Annotated in this window: 29 protein-coding genes and 2 pseudogenes; 1 reads left to right on the top strand and 30 read right to left on the bottom strand. The window is 67.0% G+C overall.

Annotated elements, in window-relative coordinates; translation table 11 throughout:
• Positions 1 to 3: 3 nt before the first annotated feature.
• The 12 genes and pseudogenes from EV651_RS34065 to EV651_RS34115 form a co-directional block, all read right to left on the bottom strand.
• Entirely contained in the window at positions 4 to 291 is a 288-nt protein-coding gene (locus EV651_RS34065; RefSeq protein ID WP_133789391.1) for a hypothetical protein, read from the bottom strand.
• 39 nt (positions 292 to 330) lie between these two features.
• Positions 331 to 930, bottom strand: coding sequence for a class I SAM-dependent methyltransferase (locus tag EV651_RS34070; protein ID WP_133789392.1), 600 nt, complete (start codon positions 928 to 930; stop codon positions 331 to 333).
• The gene (truA, locus tag EV651_RS34075) at positions 923 to 1,750 is read right to left on the bottom strand and encodes a tRNA pseudouridine(38-40) synthase TruA (RefSeq protein ID WP_133789393.1); all 828 of its coding nucleotides are present in this window, start codon (positions 1,748 to 1,750) and stop codon (positions 923 to 925) included. The genes EV651_RS34070 and truA overlap by 8 nt, the downstream gene beginning before the upstream one ends.
• A 63-nt stretch (positions 1,751 to 1,813) precedes the next feature.
• Positions 1,814 to 1,975 (bottom strand): annotated as a pseudogene (locus EV651_RS43450) (50S ribosomal protein L17); the annotation flags it as partial.
• Between the two features lie 183 nt (positions 1,976 to 2,158).
• Positions 2,159 to 2,497, bottom strand: a pseudogene (rplQ, locus tag EV651_RS43455) (50S ribosomal protein L17); the annotation flags it as partial.
• A 68-nt stretch (positions 2,498 to 2,565) separates the two neighbouring features.
• Positions 2,566 to 3,591, bottom strand: coding sequence for a DNA-directed RNA polymerase subunit alpha (locus tag EV651_RS34085; protein ID WP_130384620.1), 1,026 nt, complete (start codon positions 3,589 to 3,591; stop codon positions 2,566 to 2,568).
• 100 nt (positions 3,592 to 3,691) lie between these two features.
• Entirely contained in the window at positions 3,692 to 4,300 is a 609-nt protein-coding gene (gene rpsD, locus EV651_RS34090) for a 30S ribosomal protein S4 (protein ID WP_131335164.1), read from the bottom strand.
• 26 nt (positions 4,301 to 4,326) lie between these two features.
• Positions 4,327 to 4,734, bottom strand: coding sequence for a 30S ribosomal protein S11 (gene rpsK, locus EV651_RS34095; RefSeq protein ID WP_130384622.1), 408 nt, complete (start codon positions 4,732 to 4,734; stop codon positions 4,327 to 4,329).
• A gap of 38 nt (positions 4,735 to 4,772) precedes the next feature.
• Positions 4,773 to 5,144: a 30S ribosomal protein S13 gene (rpsM, locus tag EV651_RS34100; protein WP_133789395.1), complete on the bottom strand. Its 372-nt coding sequence runs from the start codon at positions 5,142 to 5,144 to the stop codon at positions 4,773 to 4,775.
• 182 nt (positions 5,145 to 5,326) lie between these two features.
• Complete coding sequence (rpmJ, locus tag EV651_RS34105; RefSeq protein WP_008361054.1) at positions 5,327 to 5,440, bottom strand: 50S ribosomal protein L36; 114 nt, start codon at positions 5,438 to 5,440, stop codon at positions 5,327 to 5,329.
• 33 nt (positions 5,441 to 5,473) lie between these two features.
• Positions 5,474 to 5,695, bottom strand: coding sequence for a translation initiation factor IF-1 (gene infA / locus EV651_RS34110; RefSeq protein ID WP_012923661.1), 222 nt, complete (start codon positions 5,693 to 5,695; stop codon positions 5,474 to 5,476).
• 97 nt (positions 5,696 to 5,792) lie between these two features.
• Positions 5,793 to 6,122 (bottom strand): helix-turn-helix domain-containing protein, encoded by a 330-nt coding sequence (locus tag EV651_RS34115; RefSeq protein ID WP_133789396.1) that lies wholly within the window; start codon positions 6,120 to 6,122, stop codon positions 5,793 to 5,795.
• 76 nt (positions 6,123 to 6,198) lie between these two features.
• On the opposite strand from EV651_RS34115, the gene EV651_RS34120 reads away from it, so the two are divergent.
• Positions 6,199 to 7,056 (top strand): NAD(P)-dependent oxidoreductase, encoded by an 858-nt coding sequence (locus tag EV651_RS34120; protein WP_133789397.1) that lies wholly within the window; start codon positions 6,199 to 6,201, stop codon positions 7,054 to 7,056.
• Here EV651_RS34120 and EV651_RS34125 read toward each other — a convergent pair.
• The 18 genes from EV651_RS34125 to rplP all read right to left on the bottom strand — a co-directional run bounded on the left by EV651_RS34125 (position 7,037) and on the right by rplP (position 16,761).
• Positions 7,037 to 7,825, bottom strand: coding sequence for a hypothetical protein (locus tag EV651_RS34125; protein ID WP_133789398.1), 789 nt, complete (start codon positions 7,823 to 7,825; stop codon positions 7,037 to 7,039). The two genes, EV651_RS34120 and EV651_RS34125, sit on opposite strands and share 20 nt — an antisense overlap.
• A gap of 23 nt (positions 7,826 to 7,848) precedes the next feature.
• Positions 7,849 to 8,295: a DUF1707 domain-containing protein gene (locus tag EV651_RS34130; protein ID WP_133789399.1), complete on the bottom strand. Its 447-nt coding sequence runs from the start codon at positions 8,293 to 8,295 to the stop codon at positions 7,849 to 7,851.
• A gap of 226 nt (positions 8,296 to 8,521) precedes the next feature.
• Positions 8,522 to 9,343 carry a type I methionyl aminopeptidase gene (gene map, locus EV651_RS34135; protein WP_370353832.1) on the bottom strand — a complete coding sequence of 274 codons (822 nt, stop codon included), beginning with the start codon at positions 9,341 to 9,343 and terminating at the stop codon, positions 8,522 to 8,524.
• 17 nt (positions 9,344 to 9,360) lie between these two features.
• Positions 9,361 to 9,933, bottom strand: a complete 573-nt coding sequence (locus tag EV651_RS34140) for an adenylate kinase (protein WP_202870645.1) — start codon at positions 9,931 to 9,933, stop codon at positions 9,361 to 9,363.
• Positions 9,933 to 11,234: a preprotein translocase subunit SecY gene (gene secY, locus EV651_RS34145; RefSeq protein ID WP_133789401.1), complete on the bottom strand. Its 1,302-nt coding sequence runs from the start codon at positions 11,232 to 11,234 to the stop codon at positions 9,933 to 9,935. The genes EV651_RS34140 and secY overlap by 1 nt, the downstream gene beginning before the upstream one ends.
• 134 nt (positions 11,235 to 11,368) lie before the next feature.
• Positions 11,369 to 11,809: a 50S ribosomal protein L15 gene (gene rplO / locus EV651_RS34150; protein ID WP_133789402.1), complete on the bottom strand. Its 441-nt coding sequence runs from the start codon at positions 11,807 to 11,809 to the stop codon at positions 11,369 to 11,371.
• 1 nt (position 11,810) lies between these two features.
• A complete protein-coding gene (gene rpmD / locus EV651_RS34155) occupies positions 11,811 to 11,993 on the bottom strand; it encodes a 50S ribosomal protein L30 (protein ID WP_131286341.1) in 183 nt (60 codons plus the stop codon).
• On the bottom strand, positions 11,993 to 12,592 hold the full coding sequence (gene rpsE, locus EV651_RS34160) for a 30S ribosomal protein S5 (protein ID WP_133789403.1): 600 nt from the start codon (positions 12,590 to 12,592) through the stop codon (positions 11,993 to 11,995). The genes rpmD and rpsE overlap by 1 nt, the downstream gene beginning before the upstream one ends.
• A gap of 106 nt (positions 12,593 to 12,698) precedes the next feature.
• The gene (rplR, locus tag EV651_RS34165) at positions 12,699 to 13,082 is read right to left on the bottom strand and encodes a 50S ribosomal protein L18 (RefSeq protein ID WP_133789404.1); all 384 of its coding nucleotides are present in this window, start codon (positions 13,080 to 13,082) and stop codon (positions 12,699 to 12,701) included.
• Positions 13,083 to 13,084: 2 nt separating this feature from the next.
• Positions 13,085 to 13,627 (bottom strand): 50S ribosomal protein L6, encoded by a 543-nt coding sequence (gene rplF / locus EV651_RS34170; RefSeq protein ID WP_133789405.1) that lies wholly within the window; start codon positions 13,625 to 13,627, stop codon positions 13,085 to 13,087.
• Positions 13,628 to 13,654: 27 nt separating this feature from the next.
• Entirely contained in the window at positions 13,655 to 14,062 is a 408-nt protein-coding gene (rpsH, locus tag EV651_RS34175; RefSeq protein WP_131335173.1) for a 30S ribosomal protein S8, read from the bottom strand.
• A 94-nt stretch (positions 14,063 to 14,156) separates the two neighbouring features.
• Positions 14,157 to 14,342: a type Z 30S ribosomal protein S14 gene (locus EV651_RS34180; protein WP_012923674.1), complete on the bottom strand. Its 186-nt coding sequence runs from the start codon at positions 14,340 to 14,342 to the stop codon at positions 14,157 to 14,159.
• A gap of 1 nt (position 14,343) precedes the next feature.
• Entirely contained in the window at positions 14,344 to 14,916 is a 573-nt protein-coding gene (rplE, locus tag EV651_RS34185; protein WP_133789406.1) for a 50S ribosomal protein L5, read from the bottom strand.
• On the bottom strand, positions 14,916 to 15,305 hold the full coding sequence (gene rplX, locus EV651_RS34190; protein WP_131335175.1) for a 50S ribosomal protein L24: 390 nt from the start codon (positions 15,303 to 15,305) through the stop codon (positions 14,916 to 14,918). Before rplX ends, rplE begins: the two co-directional genes overlap by 1 nt.
• 1 nt (position 15,306) lies before the next feature.
• On the bottom strand, positions 15,307 to 15,675 hold the full coding sequence (gene rplN, locus EV651_RS34195) for a 50S ribosomal protein L14 (protein WP_012923677.1): 369 nt from the start codon (positions 15,673 to 15,675) through the stop codon (positions 15,307 to 15,309).
• A gap of 95 nt (positions 15,676 to 15,770) precedes the next feature.
• On the bottom strand, positions 15,771 to 16,067 hold the full coding sequence (gene rpsQ / locus EV651_RS34200; protein ID WP_133789407.1) for a 30S ribosomal protein S17: 297 nt from the start codon (positions 16,065 to 16,067) through the stop codon (positions 15,771 to 15,773).
• Positions 16,064 to 16,342, bottom strand: coding sequence for a 50S ribosomal protein L29 (gene rpmC, locus EV651_RS34205; protein ID WP_133789408.1), 279 nt, complete (start codon positions 16,340 to 16,342; stop codon positions 16,064 to 16,066). Before rpmC ends, rpsQ begins: the two co-directional genes overlap by 4 nt.
• Complete coding sequence (gene rplP / locus EV651_RS34210) at positions 16,342 to 16,761, bottom strand: 50S ribosomal protein L16 (protein WP_130384638.1); 420 nt, start codon at positions 16,759 to 16,761, stop codon at positions 16,342 to 16,344. The genes rpmC and rplP overlap by 1 nt, the downstream gene beginning before the upstream one ends.
• Position 16,762 lies beyond the last annotated feature (1 nt).

Raw genomic sequence — 16,762 nt, forward strand, 5'->3', positions numbered from 1 at the left:
GGCTCATTGCCGGCCGGCGCGGACCCGGGCAAGCAGTTCCGGGAACTCCGCGTTGATCCGCGCGATCTCGGCCTTGTCGTCGGGCGACAGTCCGCGCCGCAGCTCTTCGTACCCGGCCGAGACCTCCGCCAGCCGATCCGCCTCGACATGGTCACCGGCGTCGTCGGCGGCGCCGATCCGGGCGCTGTACGCCGCGATCACCGCACCGATGCGATTCCGCGCGGACTCGTACGCCCGCTCGTCGTCGAACGACCAGCGCGGGTTCGGCTCGGTGCTCCCCGTTTCCGTCATCCAGGCGACGATATCCCGGGCAAGGATGCCCGAGGCAAGTTAATCCCGGCGGGCCCGCAGGACCCGGAAACCCTTGGCGCTTCCGGTCCGCTCACAGGGATAGCCCTGCTCGGTCATCCACCGCTGCAGGGAGTCACCGCCCAGGTTCTTTCCGACGACGAACCGGGCGGTCCCACCCGGCGCGAGCCGTTCCAGCCAGCGCAGCAGCATCTTGTGGAGCTCGGGTTTGCCGATATGGATCGCCGGGTTCGACCAGATCTCGTCGAACCGCACCTCCTCGGGTACGTCGTCCGGCAGCACCGCACGCACCCGCTCCGCGACCCCTGCGGCCTTGGCGTTCTCCGCTGTCAGTTCGAGCGCGCGCGTGTTCACGTCGACCGCCCACACGGTTGCCTCCGGCACCTCGGTCGCCAGCGCGCACGCGATCGGCCCGTAGCCGGTCCCCAGGTCGAGGAACGTCCCGGCCTGCCGCGGCGGTTCGACCTCGCGCAGCAACGCTGCCGTACCGATGTCCAGCCGATCCCGCGAGAACACGCCGGTCGCGGTAGTGAACGTGTACTCCCGCCCCCAGATCCGGGCCTCGACAGTACGTCGTACGTCCGCAGAGCCAGGCTCCGCCGAGAAATAGTGATCAGCCACTGCGCCCTCCCTGTGGGACGTGTACCTCTCCCCTGACCTGACGGGCCTGCAATGCCTGCGCGGCCAGCTCGTCGTCCGCCGGGTAGCGCACTTCCTCCAAGGTCAGCCCGTGCGCCGGCAGGACCGACACAGCCGAGTCCCGCACCTTCCCAGCCAGTACTGCGGCCGGCCACTCGACGTCCCGGCGTCCGTCGCCCACAGGGATCATTGACCCCACCAGCGCCCGCACCATCGAGTGGCAGAAGGCATCTGCGATCACAGTGCCCTCCAACTGCCCTACACCCGTCCGCTGCCACGAGAACTCCAGTAGCGCCCGTACTGTGCTGGCGCCTTCCCGCTTCTTGCAGAACGCCGCGAAGTCGTGCTCTCCGAGCAGACCGGTCGCGGCAGCGTTCATACGATCCACATCCATCGGACGTCCCACCCGCAGGACATGTCCCCGGGTCAGCGGGTCCCAGCCGGACGGGTCGTCGCACAGCCGGTACACGTACCGCCGGGCCAGGGCGGAGAACCTGGCATCAAAGCCCTCAGGAGCCGCCGAGACGGCCGTGACAGCTACATCTGCGGGTAGGACGCCGTTCAGCGCTCTCAAGAGCCTCAGCGGGTCCACAGCGCCTTCGAGGTCGACGTGGGTGACTTGTCCCCGGGCGTGGACGCCCGTGTCGGTCCGGCCGGCGCAGGTCACGGACACCGGCTCCGGCAGTCGCAGTACGACGCGGACCGCCTCTTCGAGCTCCCCCTGCACCGTACGGAGACCCTCCTGACGGGCCCACCCATGAAAGGCCGCTCCGTCGTACCTCAGGTCAATCCGCCAACGCACACGCCAATCTAACGCAACAAGACCCCCTCACCGTGCGGTGAGGGGGCCTCGTCGGCGTCTTACTTACTTGTCGTCGTCCGACTCGCCGGCCTTGGCGAAACCGGCCGCCTCGGCGTCTTCCGCGGTCTTGAACCAGACCTCGGCGACGGTCTGGTCGTACCACGGGGACTCGGTGGTGTGGTACTTCATCGAGTTCTCGTTGCCCTTGACCGTGAAGCCCTCGGGCGCAGAGCCGTCCTCGAGCGGGGCGGCGGAGTTGTCGAACTTGCCCGCCACGACGTCCTGAACCGGCGCGTCCTCGACCTTGTCCTCGACCTTGGTCTCGGCTGCGGCGGCCTTCTTCGCCGGCGCCTTCTTGGCAGCGGTCTTCTTGGCCTTCGGCGAGTCCGCCAGCGCCTCGACCAGCTCGATCTTCACCATCGGGGCGTTGTCGCCCTTGCGCGGGCCGAGCTTGGTGATCCGGGTGTAGCCACCCGGACGGTCGGCGTACCGCTCGCCGATCTCGGTGAAGAGCACGTGCACGACGCTCTTGTCCCTGATCCGCTTCATCACCTGGCGGCGCGAGTTCAGGTCACCACGCTTCGCCTTGGTGATCATCTGCTCCGCCAGCGGCTGCAGGCGCTTGGCCTTGGCCGCGGTGGTGGTGATGGCGCCGTGCTCGAACAGCGACGTCGCGAGGTTGCTGAGGATCAGCTTCTCGTGCGCCGGGCTGCCGCCCAGCCGGGCACCCTTGGTGGGGGTTGGCATCTCATAACTCCAGGAATCTAAGGCCCGTCGGGCCGAAGGGTTGTAGGGCCCGACGGGCCTCGGTCAGCTCAGTACTGCTCGGTCTCGGCGAAGCTCTCGTCCTCGTCGTCCGCCTCGTTGCCGTAGGCACCGGACGCGGCGCGCAGGTCGAACCCGGGCGGGGAGTCCTTCAGCGACAGGCCCATCTCGGCCAGCTTCAGCTTGACCTCGTCGATCGACTTGGAGCCGAAGTTCCGGATATCCAGCAGGTCCTGCTCGCTGCGCGAGATCAGCTCACCCACGGTGTGGATGCCCTCGCGCTTGAGGCAGTTGTACGACCGGACGGTCAGCTGCAGGTCCTCGACCGGCAGGGCCAGGTCGGCGGCCATCTGCTCGTCGACCGGCGACGGGCCGATGTCGATGCCCTCGGCCTCGACGTTCAGCTCACGGGCCAGGCCGAACAGCTCGACCAGGGTCTTACCGGCCGACGCGACGGCGTCCCGCGGCAGCATCGACGGCTTGGTCTCGACGTCGACCACGAGGCGGTCGAAGTCGGTGCGCTGCTCGACACGGGTCGCCTCGACCTTGTAGGTGACCTTGAGGACCGGCGAGTAGATCGAGTCGACCGGCATCCGGCCGATCTCGGCGTCGGCGGACTTGTTCTGTACGGCGGACACGTAGCCGCGGCCCCGCTCGACGACCAGCTCCATCTCGAGCCGGCCCTTCTCGTTCAGGGTGGCGATCTTCAGGTCCGGGTTGTGCACCTCGACACCGGCCGGCGGCGCGATGTCGGCGGCGGTGACGTCACCGGGGCCCTGCTTGCGCAGGTACATGGTGACGGGCTCGTCGTGCTCGGAGGAGACGACCAGGTCCTTCAGGTTCAGGATCAGCTGGGTGGCGTCTTCCTTGACCCCGGCAACGGTGGAGAACTCGTGCAGAACTCCGTCGATCTTGATGCTGGTGACCGCGGCCCCCGGGATGGAGGACAGCAGGGTCCGGCGGATCGAGTTGCCGAGGGTGTAACCGAAGCCCGGCTCCAGCGGCTCGATCACGAACCGCGAGCGGTACTCGTCGACGACCTCTTCGGTCAGGGTGGGGCGCTGTGCGATAAGCACTTCTGTCTTCTTTCTGTTCCGCGACGACCACTATTTGAGGTCGCGAAGGAAGAACGCACCGATCCGGCCGGCGGCCCGTAGGCCACCGGCCGGTACCGGGTCAGTTCTTCGAGTAGAGCTCGACGATCAGGTGCTCGGCGACCTGGGTGTCGATCTGCTGCCGGGTGGGCAGCTGGTGGACGAGGATCCGCAGCCTTTCGGGCATCACCTCGAGCCATGCCGGTACGACGCGCTCGCTGTGCGTCTCCCGGGCGATGATGAACGGCGTCGTCTCGACCGACTTCTGCTTGACATCGATGATGTCGTGCGCGGCCACCCGGTACGACGGGATGTTCACCTTGCGGCCGTTCACGGTGAAGTGACCGTGAACGACGAGCTGACGGGCCTGCCGGCGGGTCCGGGCCAGGCCGGAGCGGTAGACCACGTTGTCCAGGCGGGACTCGAGGATCTGCAGCAGGTTGTCACCGGTCTTGCCGGAGCGCCGCGAGGCCTCCTCGTAGTACCGGCGGAACTGCTTCTCGAGAACGCCGTACGAGTAACGCGCCTTCTGCTTCTCGCGCAGCTGGAGCAGGTACTCGCTCTCCTTCGGGCGGCCGCGGCCGTGCATACCCGGCGGGTACGGACGACGCTCGAACGCCTTGTCGCCACCGACGAGGTCGACCCCGAGACGGCGCGACTTCTTGGTCATAGGTCCGGTGTAACGGGCCATGGTTCGCTACCTTCCTCTCTCTGGGATCAGACCCGGCGCCGCTTCGGCGGGCGGCATCCGTTGTGGGCGACTGGGGTGACGTCCTGGATGGTGCCGACCTCGAGGCCGACCGCACCCAGCGAACGAATCGCGGTCTCACGGCCGGAGCCGGGACCCTTGACGAACACGTCGATCTTGCGCATGCCGTGCTCCATCGCCCGGCGCCCGGCGGCCTCGGCGGCCATCTGCGCGGCGAACGGGGTCGACTTGCGCGAACCCTTGAAGCCGACGGTTCCCGCGGAGGCCCACGAGATGACCGCGCCGGTCGGGTCGGTGATCGTCACGATCGTGTTGTTGAACGTGCTCTTGATGTGAGCGTGGCCGGCGGCCACGTTCTTCTTCTCCTTGCGGCGCACCTTCTTCGCGCCGGCCGCGCTGCGGCTCTTGGGAGGCATAGGTCAGTTGCTCCTGGGGTGGTCGAAAGTCATCCGGGTCACTTCTTCTTCTTGCCGGCGATCGCCTTACGGCGGCCCTTGCGGCTACGGGCGTTGGTCCGCGTGCGCTGACCGCGCACCGGAAGCCCGCTGCGGTGCCGGCGACCCTGGTACGACCCGATCTCGATCTTGCGGCGGATGTCCGCGGTCACCTCGCGACGGAGGTCACCTTCGATCTTGTAGTTGCCTTCGATCCAGTCCCGGAGCTTGACCAGCTCGTCGTCGCCCAGCTCGTGGACGCGCTTGTCCGGGGAGACCCCGGTGTTCTTCAGTGTCTCCAGGGCGCGTGTGCGGCCCACACCGAAGATGTAGGTCAGAGCGACCTCGATGCGCTTGTCGCGCGGCAGGTCGACTCCTACGAGGCGTGCCATGTGGCGGTGTTCCTTTCGTCAGCAGAGGTGTGGTGGCGCGCTGCGTCCTCGCCCGCCTCGGTGACTTGTGTGCTTCACCGGCAAGGCCCTGGCCTCTGTTCCAGGGGCAACGCCCGGGACGGATCCCGGGCGAGCATGCGCGCTGTGGTGCGAAAGTGCTGTGCTACTGCGTGAAGGCTTTGTCAGCCCTGCCGCTGCTTGTGCCGCGGGTTCTCGCAGATCACCATGACCCGGCCGTGACGGCGGATCACCTTGCACTTGTCGCAGATCTTCTTGACGCTCGGATTGACCTTCATCGAGCTACTTTCTTCGACAGGTGTTGGTGGGTCTTACTTGTACCGATAGACGATGCGACCCCGGGTGAGGTCGTACGGCGACAGCTCCACGACGACCCGGTCCTCGGGGAGGATCCGGATGTAGTGCTGCCTCATCTTGCCGCTGATGTGCGCGAGCACCTTGTGCCCGTTGGACAGCTCAACACGGAACATCGCGTTCGGCAGGGCCTCGACGATGGTGCCCTCGAGTTCGATAACTCCCTCTTTTTTGGGCATGTCCTCGCACTTCTGTAGACGTGACTGGCTATGGCCACAAAGTAGCCAAGGACCGAGTGTACGCCACTCACCCAGGTGAAACCCAATCGAGACCGGATCAGCGCACGCGGGAGGCCTCGAGCTCGGCCAGATGGTCCGATCCCCAGGTGTCCAAGGGTATCAGCGCCTCGTTGAGTGACCGCCCGAGTTCGGTCAGTGAATACTCCACCTTCGGCGGCACCTGGTGGAACACCTCACGGTGCACGATGTCCCGCGACTCCAGCTCCCGCAACTGCTGGATCAGCATCTTCTCGGTGACGCCGGTGATCTCCCGCCGCAGCTCCCCGAACCGCATCGGCCCGTGGTGCAGCGCCCACAGGATCCGTGGCTTCCACTTCCCGCCGATCACATCGGCGGCCGCATCCAGACCACAGGTGTAGGCGCGCATACTTACCTTTCCGTCAGTACCTGACTATTTAGTAGGTACTTGTCCATCCTAAAGCTTCGACCCCAGGGTGGACGGCATGAAGACACCTGTCACCGTCCTGGGGCTCGGGGCGATGGGGACCGCTCTCGCCCGGGCCTTCCTGGCCGCCGGCCATCCGACCACCGTCTGGAACCGCACGCCCGGCCGCTCCCCCGAACTCGACGCGGCGCGCGCAGCCACCGCCGCCGAGGCGATCGCGGCCAGTCCGCTCGTTGTGGTCTGCCTGCTCGTCGACGACACCGTCCGCAGCACGCTCGAGGGCATCGACCTCACCGGCAAGACGATCGTCAACCTCACCAACAGCACGCCCGACCAGGCGCGGGCCACCGCGGAGCGAGTCACAACCGCAGGGGCGCAGTACGTCGACGGCGGGATCATGGCCGTCCCCGCGATGATCGGCGGACCCGCGGCCTTCATCTTCTACAGCGGCGTACCGGACGCCTTCGAGAGGCATCGCGCCGACCTGTCCGTGCTGGCACGTCCCGAGTACGTCGGAGCCGACCCGGGGCTCGCCGCGCTCCACGACATCGCCTTGCTGAGCGCGATGTACGGGATGTTCGGCGGCGCCCAGCACGCGCTGGCGCTGATCGGCACCGAGAACGTCCCCGCCGAGCCGTTCACGGAACGCTTCCTGCTTCCGTGGCTGACGGCGATGCTCGGCTCCCTGCCTCGCATCGCCGACGAGCTCGACAACGGCCCGTCCGGCACAGCCGGCTCGAACCTCGCGATGCAGGCAGCCGCCTACGACAACCTGACCGGCACATCCGTCGCGCAAGGCGTTGACCCGATGCTCCTGGAGCCGATGGGCGCGTTGCTGCGCAAGGCCGTTGCCGCTGGGCACGGCGATGCGGACCTCGCAGCCCTCGTCGGCTTGCTCAGGACTCCTGCTGGGTAGCGGCCCACTGTTCGCCGGCGCGCCACACCTGTTCGGGCATCAGGTCCAGCAGGTCGCAGGCCGCGTCCAGTTGTGCGAGGGCGGTGGTTGCGTCGCGGTACGCCGGGAGGATCGCGACGAACCGCCGGCCCTCGCAGCTGAAACCGAACGCCGGTACGTCGGCCAGCGTCTCGACCGCCCGCGGATGCAGGACCGCCAGCGCGTGGTCCTCGCGCCCGTTGAACAAGCGGTACTGCGCCGGCAGCCCGTCGATCGTCAACGGCAACGGCAGGTAGCTCGCCGCCGCGACCGGTGCGAGCCCCGAAGGCAGCACCTGCAACGGCGGCAGCGGCCGATCCACGTGCAGATCGAGGAAGTCGAAGCCGAGTTCCCGTCGCCGTACCTTGTGCCGGAACCGCCCGGTCCAGAACTCCCGGCCGCGATGGCTGCCGGACGTCACGTCCACGACCTCGGCCCCCGGATCCGCGTCGAACGGTGGGAACGGCCAACGATCCAGTAGTTCCCTCCCGGATGCGCTGATCCGCCAGCCGAGCTGCCCGGCGGCATCGGCCCACGCGCGTCGCCGGCGGTCGTCACGGATCCGTAGCAGCACCGTGAACCCGATCAGCACCAGGAACCAGGCCATCACCACCCAGCCCACCCAGCGCGGCTCCAGCAGTAACCCGGCGATCGCCAGTGGTACGGCGACGGCGAACCAGATCACGTAGACGATCGCGGCCCCTTGGTGCAGCTGCCATGCCAGATCCGGCCGCAGCCGCGGACCGGTCACACGTCGGCTGACCTGGGCCGACGTCAACGGCGCCGGCCCAGGCCGCCGAGGGCGATGATCGCCCACGGGATCAGCAGCCAGACCGGCCAGAAGTGCGGCCAGTGCCCGCCGTTGCCGAGGCCGATGATGAACCAGATCACGACGTTGATCAGCACGACACCGGTGAATCCACCCACGGACCTGCGTCCGCGGTCCGGGTGGTTGTCCTTCTTCCGCTCCGGGAAGTTGCCCGGCTCCGGCGCCGGCTTGCTGTCCTGCACCACCCTGGGCGTCTCGTACGTGCGAACCGCCGGCAGGTCACGCACCAGCGGCTCGAGCTCGCCGTACGTCTGCACGGTGTAGAGCTGGTCGAGCCGGGACGAGAACTCGGGCTGGTCCAGCCGGCCGTCCGCGAACGCGTCCCGCAACCGCCCGGCGATCTTGTCCCGGTCGGCTTCGGTGAAACGCTGGTGCGGCTGGTACTGAGGCATGTCTCAAGTGTGCCTCAGCGCCGGGCCCTCCGCGTCCCCCAACGGGTGGACCCCAGGGCGTGGTTCCCGATCCCACGCCGTAGCGAGCAGGTGCTCGGCGGAGTGCCTCGGTGAGCGGGAGCGGAGGGGTCGATGTGGTTTCATCGTTCCCTTCGCTCCCGGTCGGCGAGGTGCCCGCCGAGTGCCGCGCAGTAGGCGTGGGATCGGGAACCACGCCCTACGTCCGTCAGTCGGCGAGGGCGCCGGACTTGATGCCGAGCTCGGCGAGTTTCGCTTCGCCGCCGTCGAGCGCGGTCAGCACCCACGGGCCGGCCGGGGTCAGCGTGAAGGTGTGCTCGGTGTGGGCGGCGTACCGGCCGTCGTCGGTGACGACCGTCCAGTCGTCCTCGAGCGTGTGGTTGTCCTGCTTGCCGAGCGTGAGCATCGGCTCGACGGCCAGTGCCATGCCCTCGACCAGCTTCGGGCCGCGACCGGGCCGGCCGAAGTTCGGCACGTTCGGCGGCTGGTGCATCGCCGAGCCGATCCCGTGCCCGACGAAGTCCTCGACGATCCCGTACGACGAGTTCGCGCGGACATGCGCCTCGACCGCGGCCGAGATGTCCGACAGCCGCCCGCCGAGCCGCGCCGCGGCGAACCCGCGCCACATCGACTCCTCGCAGATCCGGGCGAGCTCCAGCAGCTCCGCGTCCACCTCGCCGACCGGCACGGTGATCGCGGCGTCGCCGTGCCACCCGTCCACGATCGCACCGCAGTCGATCGAGATCAGGTCGCCGTCGGCCAGCACCCGATCGCCGGGGATGCCGTGCACGATCTCGTCGTTCACCGACGCACAGATCGAGCCGGTGAACCCGTGATATCCCTTGAACGACGGCGTCGCGCCGGAGGACCGGATGTTGTCCTCCGCGATCGCGTCCAGCTCGCCGGTGGTGATGCCGGCCCGGACCGCCCCGCGGAGCAGCTCCAGCGTGCGGCCGACCACCAGGCCGGCCTTGCGCATGGCGAGGATCTGCTCGCGGGTCTTGATCTCGATACCGCGGTCCCTAAACATCACAGCACATCATTGCGTTACTCGGTCACCGTCTTGAGCGCGGCGAGCACCCGCTCGCTCACTTCGTCGATCTCGCCGACGCCGTCGACCTCGACCAGCAGGCCGCGCTCGGCGTACACCTGCAGCAGCGGCTTGGTCTCGGCGGTGTAGACGTCCTGCCGGTGCCGGACGACCTCTTCGGAATCGTCCGTCCGGCCCTCGATGTGCGCCCGCTTCGTCATCCGCTCGACGAGTACGTCGATGTCGGCGACCAGCGCGACCACGGCGTCCAGCTTGTGGCCGTGGTCGGCCAGGATCTCGTCCAGCGTGCCGACCTGGGCCAGCGTCCGCGGGTACCCGTCGAGCAGGAAGCCCTCGCCCGCGTCGGCCTCGGACAGCCGGTCGCGCACCATCGCGTTCGTGACCTCGTCCGGGACGTAGTCGCCGGCGTCCATGTACCGCTTGGCCTCGACACCCAGCGGCGTCTCGTCCTTCACGTTCGCACGGAAGATGTCGCCGGTGGACACGGCCGGGATCTTCAGGCGTTCCGCAAGCACCTTTGCCTGCGTGCCCTTGCCCGCCCCGGGCGGACCCATCAGCAACATTCTCATCAGCGCAGGAACCCTTCGTAGTTACGCTGCTGCAGCTGACTCTCGATCTGCTTCACCGTGTCGAGTCCGACGCCGACCATGATCAGGATCGACGTACCGCCGAACGGGAAGTTCTGGCTCGCGTTCAGCAGGACGAGAGCGACCAGCGGGATCATCGAGATCGCCGCGAGATAGATCGCGCCGGGCAGCGTGATGCGGTCCAACACGTACTTCAGGTATTCCTCGGTCGGCCGTCCCGCCCGGATGCCCGGGATGAAGCCGCCGTACTTCTTCATGTTGTCGGCGACCTCCTTCGGGTTGAAGGTGATCGAGACGTAGAAGTACGTGAAGAAGATGATCAGAGCGACGTACGTCGCCATGTAGATCGGGTGGTCGCCCTTGACCAAGTTGCCCTGGATCCAGTTGGACCAGCTCTTGCCCTGCTGGAACTGACTGACCAGGACGGGGAGATACAGCAGGCTGGAGGCGAAGATGACCGGGATGACGCCGGCCTGGTTGACCTTCAGCGGGATGTACGTCGAGGTGCCGCCGAACATCTTGCGGCCCACCATGCGCTTGGCGTACTGCACCGGGATCCGGCGCTGGGCCTGCTCGATGAAGATGACCGCAGCCATGATGACCAGACCGATCGCGATCACCACGACGAACGTGGTGACGCCCTTCTGCTTGCGGATGCTCCACAGCTGGGTCGGGAAGGTGGCGACGATCTGGGTGAAGATCAGGATCGACATACCGTTACCGACGCCACGGTCGGTGATCAGCTCGCCGAGCCACATGATCACGCCGGTGCCGGCGGTCATGGTCAGCACCATCACCATGATGGTGAACCAGTCGTCCTTGTAGAGCAGCGGCTCGCTGCAGCCCTGGAACAACCGTCCCGGCGTCCGGGCCAGCGCGACGAACGCCGTGGACTGCAGGATCGCCAGACCGACGGTCAGGAACCGGGTGTACTGCGTGATCTTGCCCTGGCCCGCCTGGCCTTCCTTCTTCAGCGACTCCAGCCGCGGGATCACCACGGTGAGCAGCTGCAGGATGATGCTGGCGGTGATGTACGGCATGATGCCGAGCGCGAAGATCGCGAGCTGCAGCAGTGCGCCGCCGGAGAACAGGTTGATCAAGTTGTACAGGTTGGCGTTCTGGCCGCCCTGGGAGATCTTGATACACGTGTGCAGCGACTGAACGTTCACACCGGGAGCCGGAACGACGGAGCCGATCCGGAAGATCACGACAATGAAGAGCACGAACAAGATCTTCCGGCGCAGGTCCGGAGTCTTGAACGCGTTGGCAAAGGCGCCTAACACCCTGTCCTCCCACAAGTTTCCCTGCCGCGGGCACGGCAGGGGCCTAGCTAAGCCGCCGGGCAAGAGACGAACCAGGGCTCGTCCGACCGGCGCAGGATATCAAGCACCGGGCGTTACGAGCCCTGGACCTCGTGTCACACCTCGGTCGTGGTCCCCCCAGCCGCCTGGATCTTGTCCGTGGCGGACTTGGAGAACTTGTTGGCCGAGACCTGCAGTGCCACGGTCAGTTCACCGTCACCCAGTACCTTGACCGGCTGACCGCTACGAACCGCGCCCTTGGCGACCAGGTCGGCAATGCCGATCTCGCCGCCGTCGGGGAACAGTTGTCCGAGCTTGTCCAGGTTAACGACCTGGAACTCCACCCGGTTCCTGCTCTTGAAGCCCTTCAGCTTCGGGAGCCGCATGTGCAGCGGCATCTGGCCACCCTCGAACCACTCGGGGATGTTGTTACGCGCCTTGCTGCCCTTGGTACCGCGGCCGGCGGTCTTGCCCTTGCTGCCCTCACCACGACCCACGCGGGTCTTGGCGGTCTTGGCACCGGGCGCCGGACGCAGGTGATGAACCTTGAGCGCCATGTCAGTCGACCTCCTCGACGGTGATGAGGTGGCGAACCGCACGCACCATGCCGCGAACCTCGGGCTTGTCCTCGTGGACGGCGCTGTCGCCGATCCGCTTGACGCCCAGGGTGCGCAACGTGTCGCGCTGGTTCTGCTTACCACCGATGCCCGAACGGATCTGGGTCACCTTCAAGCGTGCCATCAGGAAGCCGCCTCCGCCCGCGCCTTCAGCAGGGCCGCCGGAGCGACGTCCTCGACCGGCAGGCCACGGCGCGCGGCCACGGCTTCCGGGGTCTCCAGGCTGCGCAACGCCTCAACGGTGGCGTGCACCACGTTGATGGAGTTGGACGAACCCAGCGACTTGCTGAGGATGTCGTGGATCCCGGCGCACTCCAGTACGGCGCGCGCCGAGCCACCCGCGATCACACCGGTACCGGGAGCGGCCGGACGCAGCATGACAACGCCTGCGGCCTTCTCGCCCTGGACCGGGTGCGGGATGGTGCCCTGGATCCGCGGCACCTTGAAGAATGCCTTCTTGGCCTCCTCGACACCCTTGGCGATCGCCGCGGGCACCTCCTTGGCCTTGCCGTAACCCACACCGACGGTGCCATCGCCGTCGCCGACGACCACGAGGGCGGTGAAGCTGAAGCGACGACCACCCTTCACGACCTTGGCGACACGGTTGATGGCTACCACGCGCTCGATGTAGGCGGTCTTGTCCGCCTGCTGACCGCGACCACCGTCGCGGCCACGGCGCTCACCACCGGCGCCGCCTCCGCGACGCTGCTGGCCTCCGCTCATTTCATCTCCTCGCTTCGCTCGCAGATTCCATTCGCGGAGCGCTGCTGTGCTGTCTGGTTCGCTCGCTTGCGCTCGCTCACAGAACTACCTTCTTCCCTTGCCACCATCAGAAGCCCAGCCCGCCCTCGCGGGCGGCGTCGGCCAGGGCCGCGATGCGGCCGTGGTACTTGTTCCCGGCCCGGTCGAAGACGACCGAGTCGATGCCGGCGGCCTTGGCCCGGTCGGCGATCAGGCCGCCGACGGTCTTGGCCTTGTCGGTCTTGTTCGCCTCCGCGCCACGCAGGTCGGCCTCCATGGTGGAAGCCGAGACCAGCGTCTTGCCGGCGACGTCGTCGATGACCTGCGCGAACAGGTGCTTCGACGACTTCGAGACCACCAGGCGCGGCCGCTCGGCCGTGCCGTTGATCTTCTTCCGGACCCGGATCTGCCGACGCAGCCGGGAAGACGTCTTCTTGGCGGAGTGCTTGTGCGGACGCAGTCCGATCGCCATGGTTACTTACCAGCCTTTCCGACCTTGCGGCGCACCTGCTCGCCCGCGTACCGCACACCCTTGCCCTTGTACGGCTCGGGCTTGCGCAGCTTGCGGATGTTGGCGGCGACCTCACCGACGGACTGCTTGTCGATGCCGATGACCGAGAAGCGGGTCGGCGCCTCCACGTTGAAGGTGATGCCCTCCGGGGCGTCCACCGTGATCGTGTGGCTGTACCCGAGCGAGAACTCCAGCTGGGTCGGTCCCTTGGCCAGGACGCGGTACCCGACGCCGACGATCTCGAGCTTCTTCTCGTAGCCCTCCGTCACGCCGGTCACCAGGTTGGCGATCAGGGTGCGGGACAGGCCGTGCAGTTCCTTGCTCTTGCGCTGGTCGTCGGGGCGGGTGACGGCGATCGCGCCGTCCTCGTCCCGGTTGACCACGATGGGCTCAGCGACGACGTGCGACAGCTGACCCTTGGGACCCTTGACAGTGACCGTCTGGCCGTCGATCGTGACGTCGACGCCGGACGGGACCGTGACCGGGAGCTTACCGATGCGAGACATTTCTGTGGTCCTCCTTCCGGTTCTTCGTCACCAGACGTAGGCGAGGACTTCCCCGCCGACGCCCTTGTTCTTGGCCTGACGGTCGGTCAGCAGTCCCTGGGACGTCGAGATGATCGCGACGCCCAGGCCACCGAGGACCTTGGGCAGGTTGGTCGACTTCGCGTAGACCCGCAGGCCCGGCTTGCTGATCCGGCGGACGCCCGCGATGGAGCGCTCCCGGCTCGGGCCGAACTTCAGGTCGACGGTCAGAGTCTTGCCGACGGCCCCTTCCTTGGGGTCCTCCACCTGGTAGGAGGCGATGTAGCCCTCCTGCTGGAGGATGTCGGCGATGCCCTGCTTGATCTTGCTGTACGGCATCGTGGTCGACTCGTGGTACGCCTGGTTGGCGTTCCGCAGACGCGTCAACATGTCTGCGATCGGGTCGGTCATCGTCATGGCCTGGGGCCTCTTTCCCGCCGTGGTTTCGCCGTTCGGCGACCTACGGTGACTAGATGGTGGTGAATAGGGAGAAGTTCGGGGGTGGAGACGGTCACCAGCTGGACTTGGTCACGCCGGGCAGCTCGCCCCGGTGCGCCATCTCCCGCAGGCAGATCCGGCACAGGCCGAACTTGCGGAAGACCGCCTTCGGCCGGCCGCAGCGCTGGCAGCGCGTGTAGCCACGCACCGCGAACTTCGGCTTCCGGGCCTGCTTGACCTTGAGTGCTGTCTTCGCCACGTCAGTTCTCCTTGAACGGGAAGCCGAGCGCCCGCAGCAGGGCCCGACCCTCGTCGTCGTTCTTCGCGGTGGTCACCACGGTGATGTCCATGCCCCGGACCCGATCGATCCGGTCCTGGTTGATCTCGTGGAACATCACCTGCTCGGTCAGACCGAAGGTGTAGTTCCCGGTGCCGTCGAACTGCTTCGGGGACAGGCCGCGGAAGTCGCGGATCCGGGGCAGCGCGAGCGCCAGCAGCCGGTCCAGGAACTCCCACATCCGGTCGCCGCGCAGCGTCACGTGGGCGCCGATCGGCATCCCCTCACGCAGCTTGAACTGCGCGATCGACTTGCGGGCCTTGGTGACCTGCGCCTTCTGGCCGGTGATCGCGGCCAGATCCTTCACGGCGCCCTCGATCAGCTTCGAGTCGCGCGCGGCCTCGCCGACGCCCATGTTCACCACGATCTTGGTGAGCCCGGGCACCTGCATGACGTTCGCGTACTGGAACTGCTCCTGCAGCTGGCCGACGATCTCCTCGCGGTACTTCGTCTTCAGCCGCGGCTGGACCTTGGTCTCGCTAACAGCGGTGGTCATCAGATCTCCTCGCCGGTACGCCGGGCGATCCGGACGCTCCGGTAACCCGTGTACGTCGAACCGTCGGGACGGCGCTTCTGCACCTCGACACGGTTGTAGCCGACGCGCGTGGTCACCTTCTCCTTCTTGCCGTCCTTCTCGACCTCGACAAGAAGCGCCACGTTCGAGACGTGGATCGGGGCTTCCTGGGTGACGATGCCACCGGTGGTGCCGCCGCGCTGGGCCTGCTGCACCTTGGTGTGCTTCTTCACCCGGTTGACGCCCTCGACGATGACCTTCTCGTCGTCCGGGAAGACCTGGATGATCTTGCCCTCGAGGCCCTTGGACCTACCGGCGATCACACGAACCTGATCGCCCTTCTTCACGTTCAGCTTCTTCTGCTGGGCCATCTCAGAGCACCTCCGGCGCAAGCGAGATGATCTTCATGAACCGCTTCTCGCGCAGCTCCCGGCCGACCGGCCCGAAGATACGGGTGCCGCGCGGCTCGCCGTCGGCCTTCAGGATCACCGCGGCGTTCTCGTCGAAGCGGATGTAGGAGCCGTCCGGACGCCGGCGCTCCTTCACGGTCCGCACGACGACCGCCTTGACGACGTCACCCTTCTTCACACCGCCGCCGGGGATCGCGTCCTTGACGGTGGCGACGATCGTGTCACCGACACCGGCGTAGCGCCGACCGGAGCCACCGAGAACGCGGATGCAAAGGATCTCCTTCGCGCCCGTGTTGTCGGCGACCTTCAGTCGCGACTCCTGCTGGATCATCTGTTGATCTCCTGGTTGTCTCGCTGGTTCTCACTCACGTGAGCCTTGCGGAACGAATAATTTCGAATGGTTGCCGATCGCATGCGACCGAACAGCTACTTGGCCTTCTCGAGGATCTCGACGACGCGCCAGCGCTTGGTCGCCGACAGCGGCCGGGTCTCCATCAGGAGGACGCGGTCGCCGATGCCGGCGGCGTTCTGCTCGTCGTGCGCCTTGAGCTTGCTGGTACGCCGGATGACCTTGCCGTACAGCTTGTGCTTGACCCGGTCCTCGACCTCGACGGTGACGGTCTTGTCCATCTTGTCGCTCAGCACCAGGCCCTCACGGGTCTTCCGGCGGCCTCGCGCCTCGGTGGTCGTGCTCACTGTCTCGTCCTTCGCGTTCTCGGTCATGCGTTGGCCTTCTCACTGTCGTCCGCAGCTTCGTCGGCGTCCGCCTCGGCAACCGGGGCGTCGACCTCCTCGGTGATCCCGAGCGCACGCTCGGACAGCACCGTGTAGATGCGGGCGATGTCCTTGCGGACGGCGCGCAGCCGTCCGTGGGACTCCAGCTGGCCCGTGGCAGCCTGGAACCGGAGGTTGAACAGCTCCTCCTTGGCTTCGCCGAGCTTCGACATCAGCTCGTCACGACCCAGGTTCCGCAGCTCGGCGGCGGTCAGGGTAGCCATCAGTTCTCACCTGCCTCTCGGGTGATGAAGCGGCACTTCATCGGCAACTTGTGGATCGCGCGGCGCATGGCCTCGCGAGCGATGTCCTCCGGCACCCCGGAGAGCTCGAACATCACGCGACCGGCCTTCACGTTGGCGATCCACCATTCCGGCGAACCCTTACCGGAACCCATCCGGGTCTCGGCCGGCTTCTTGGTCAGCGGGCGGTCCGGGTAGATGTTGATCCACACCTTGCCGCCACGCTTGATGTGCCGGGTCATCGCGATACGCGCGGCCTCGATCTGCCGGTTGGTGACGTAGTGGCTCTCCAGCGCCTGGATGCCGAAGTCACCGAAGGCGAGCGTCGTACCGCCCTTGGCCGCGCCGGAGCGCGTCGGGTGGTGCTGCTTGCGGTGCTTGACCTTGCGGGGGATGAGCATT

Source organism: Kribbella sp. VKM Ac-2571, from assembly GCF_004362255.1.
Taxonomy (GTDB): domain Bacteria; phylum Actinomycetota; class Actinomycetes; order Propionibacteriales; family Kribbellaceae; genus Kribbella; species Kribbella pratensis.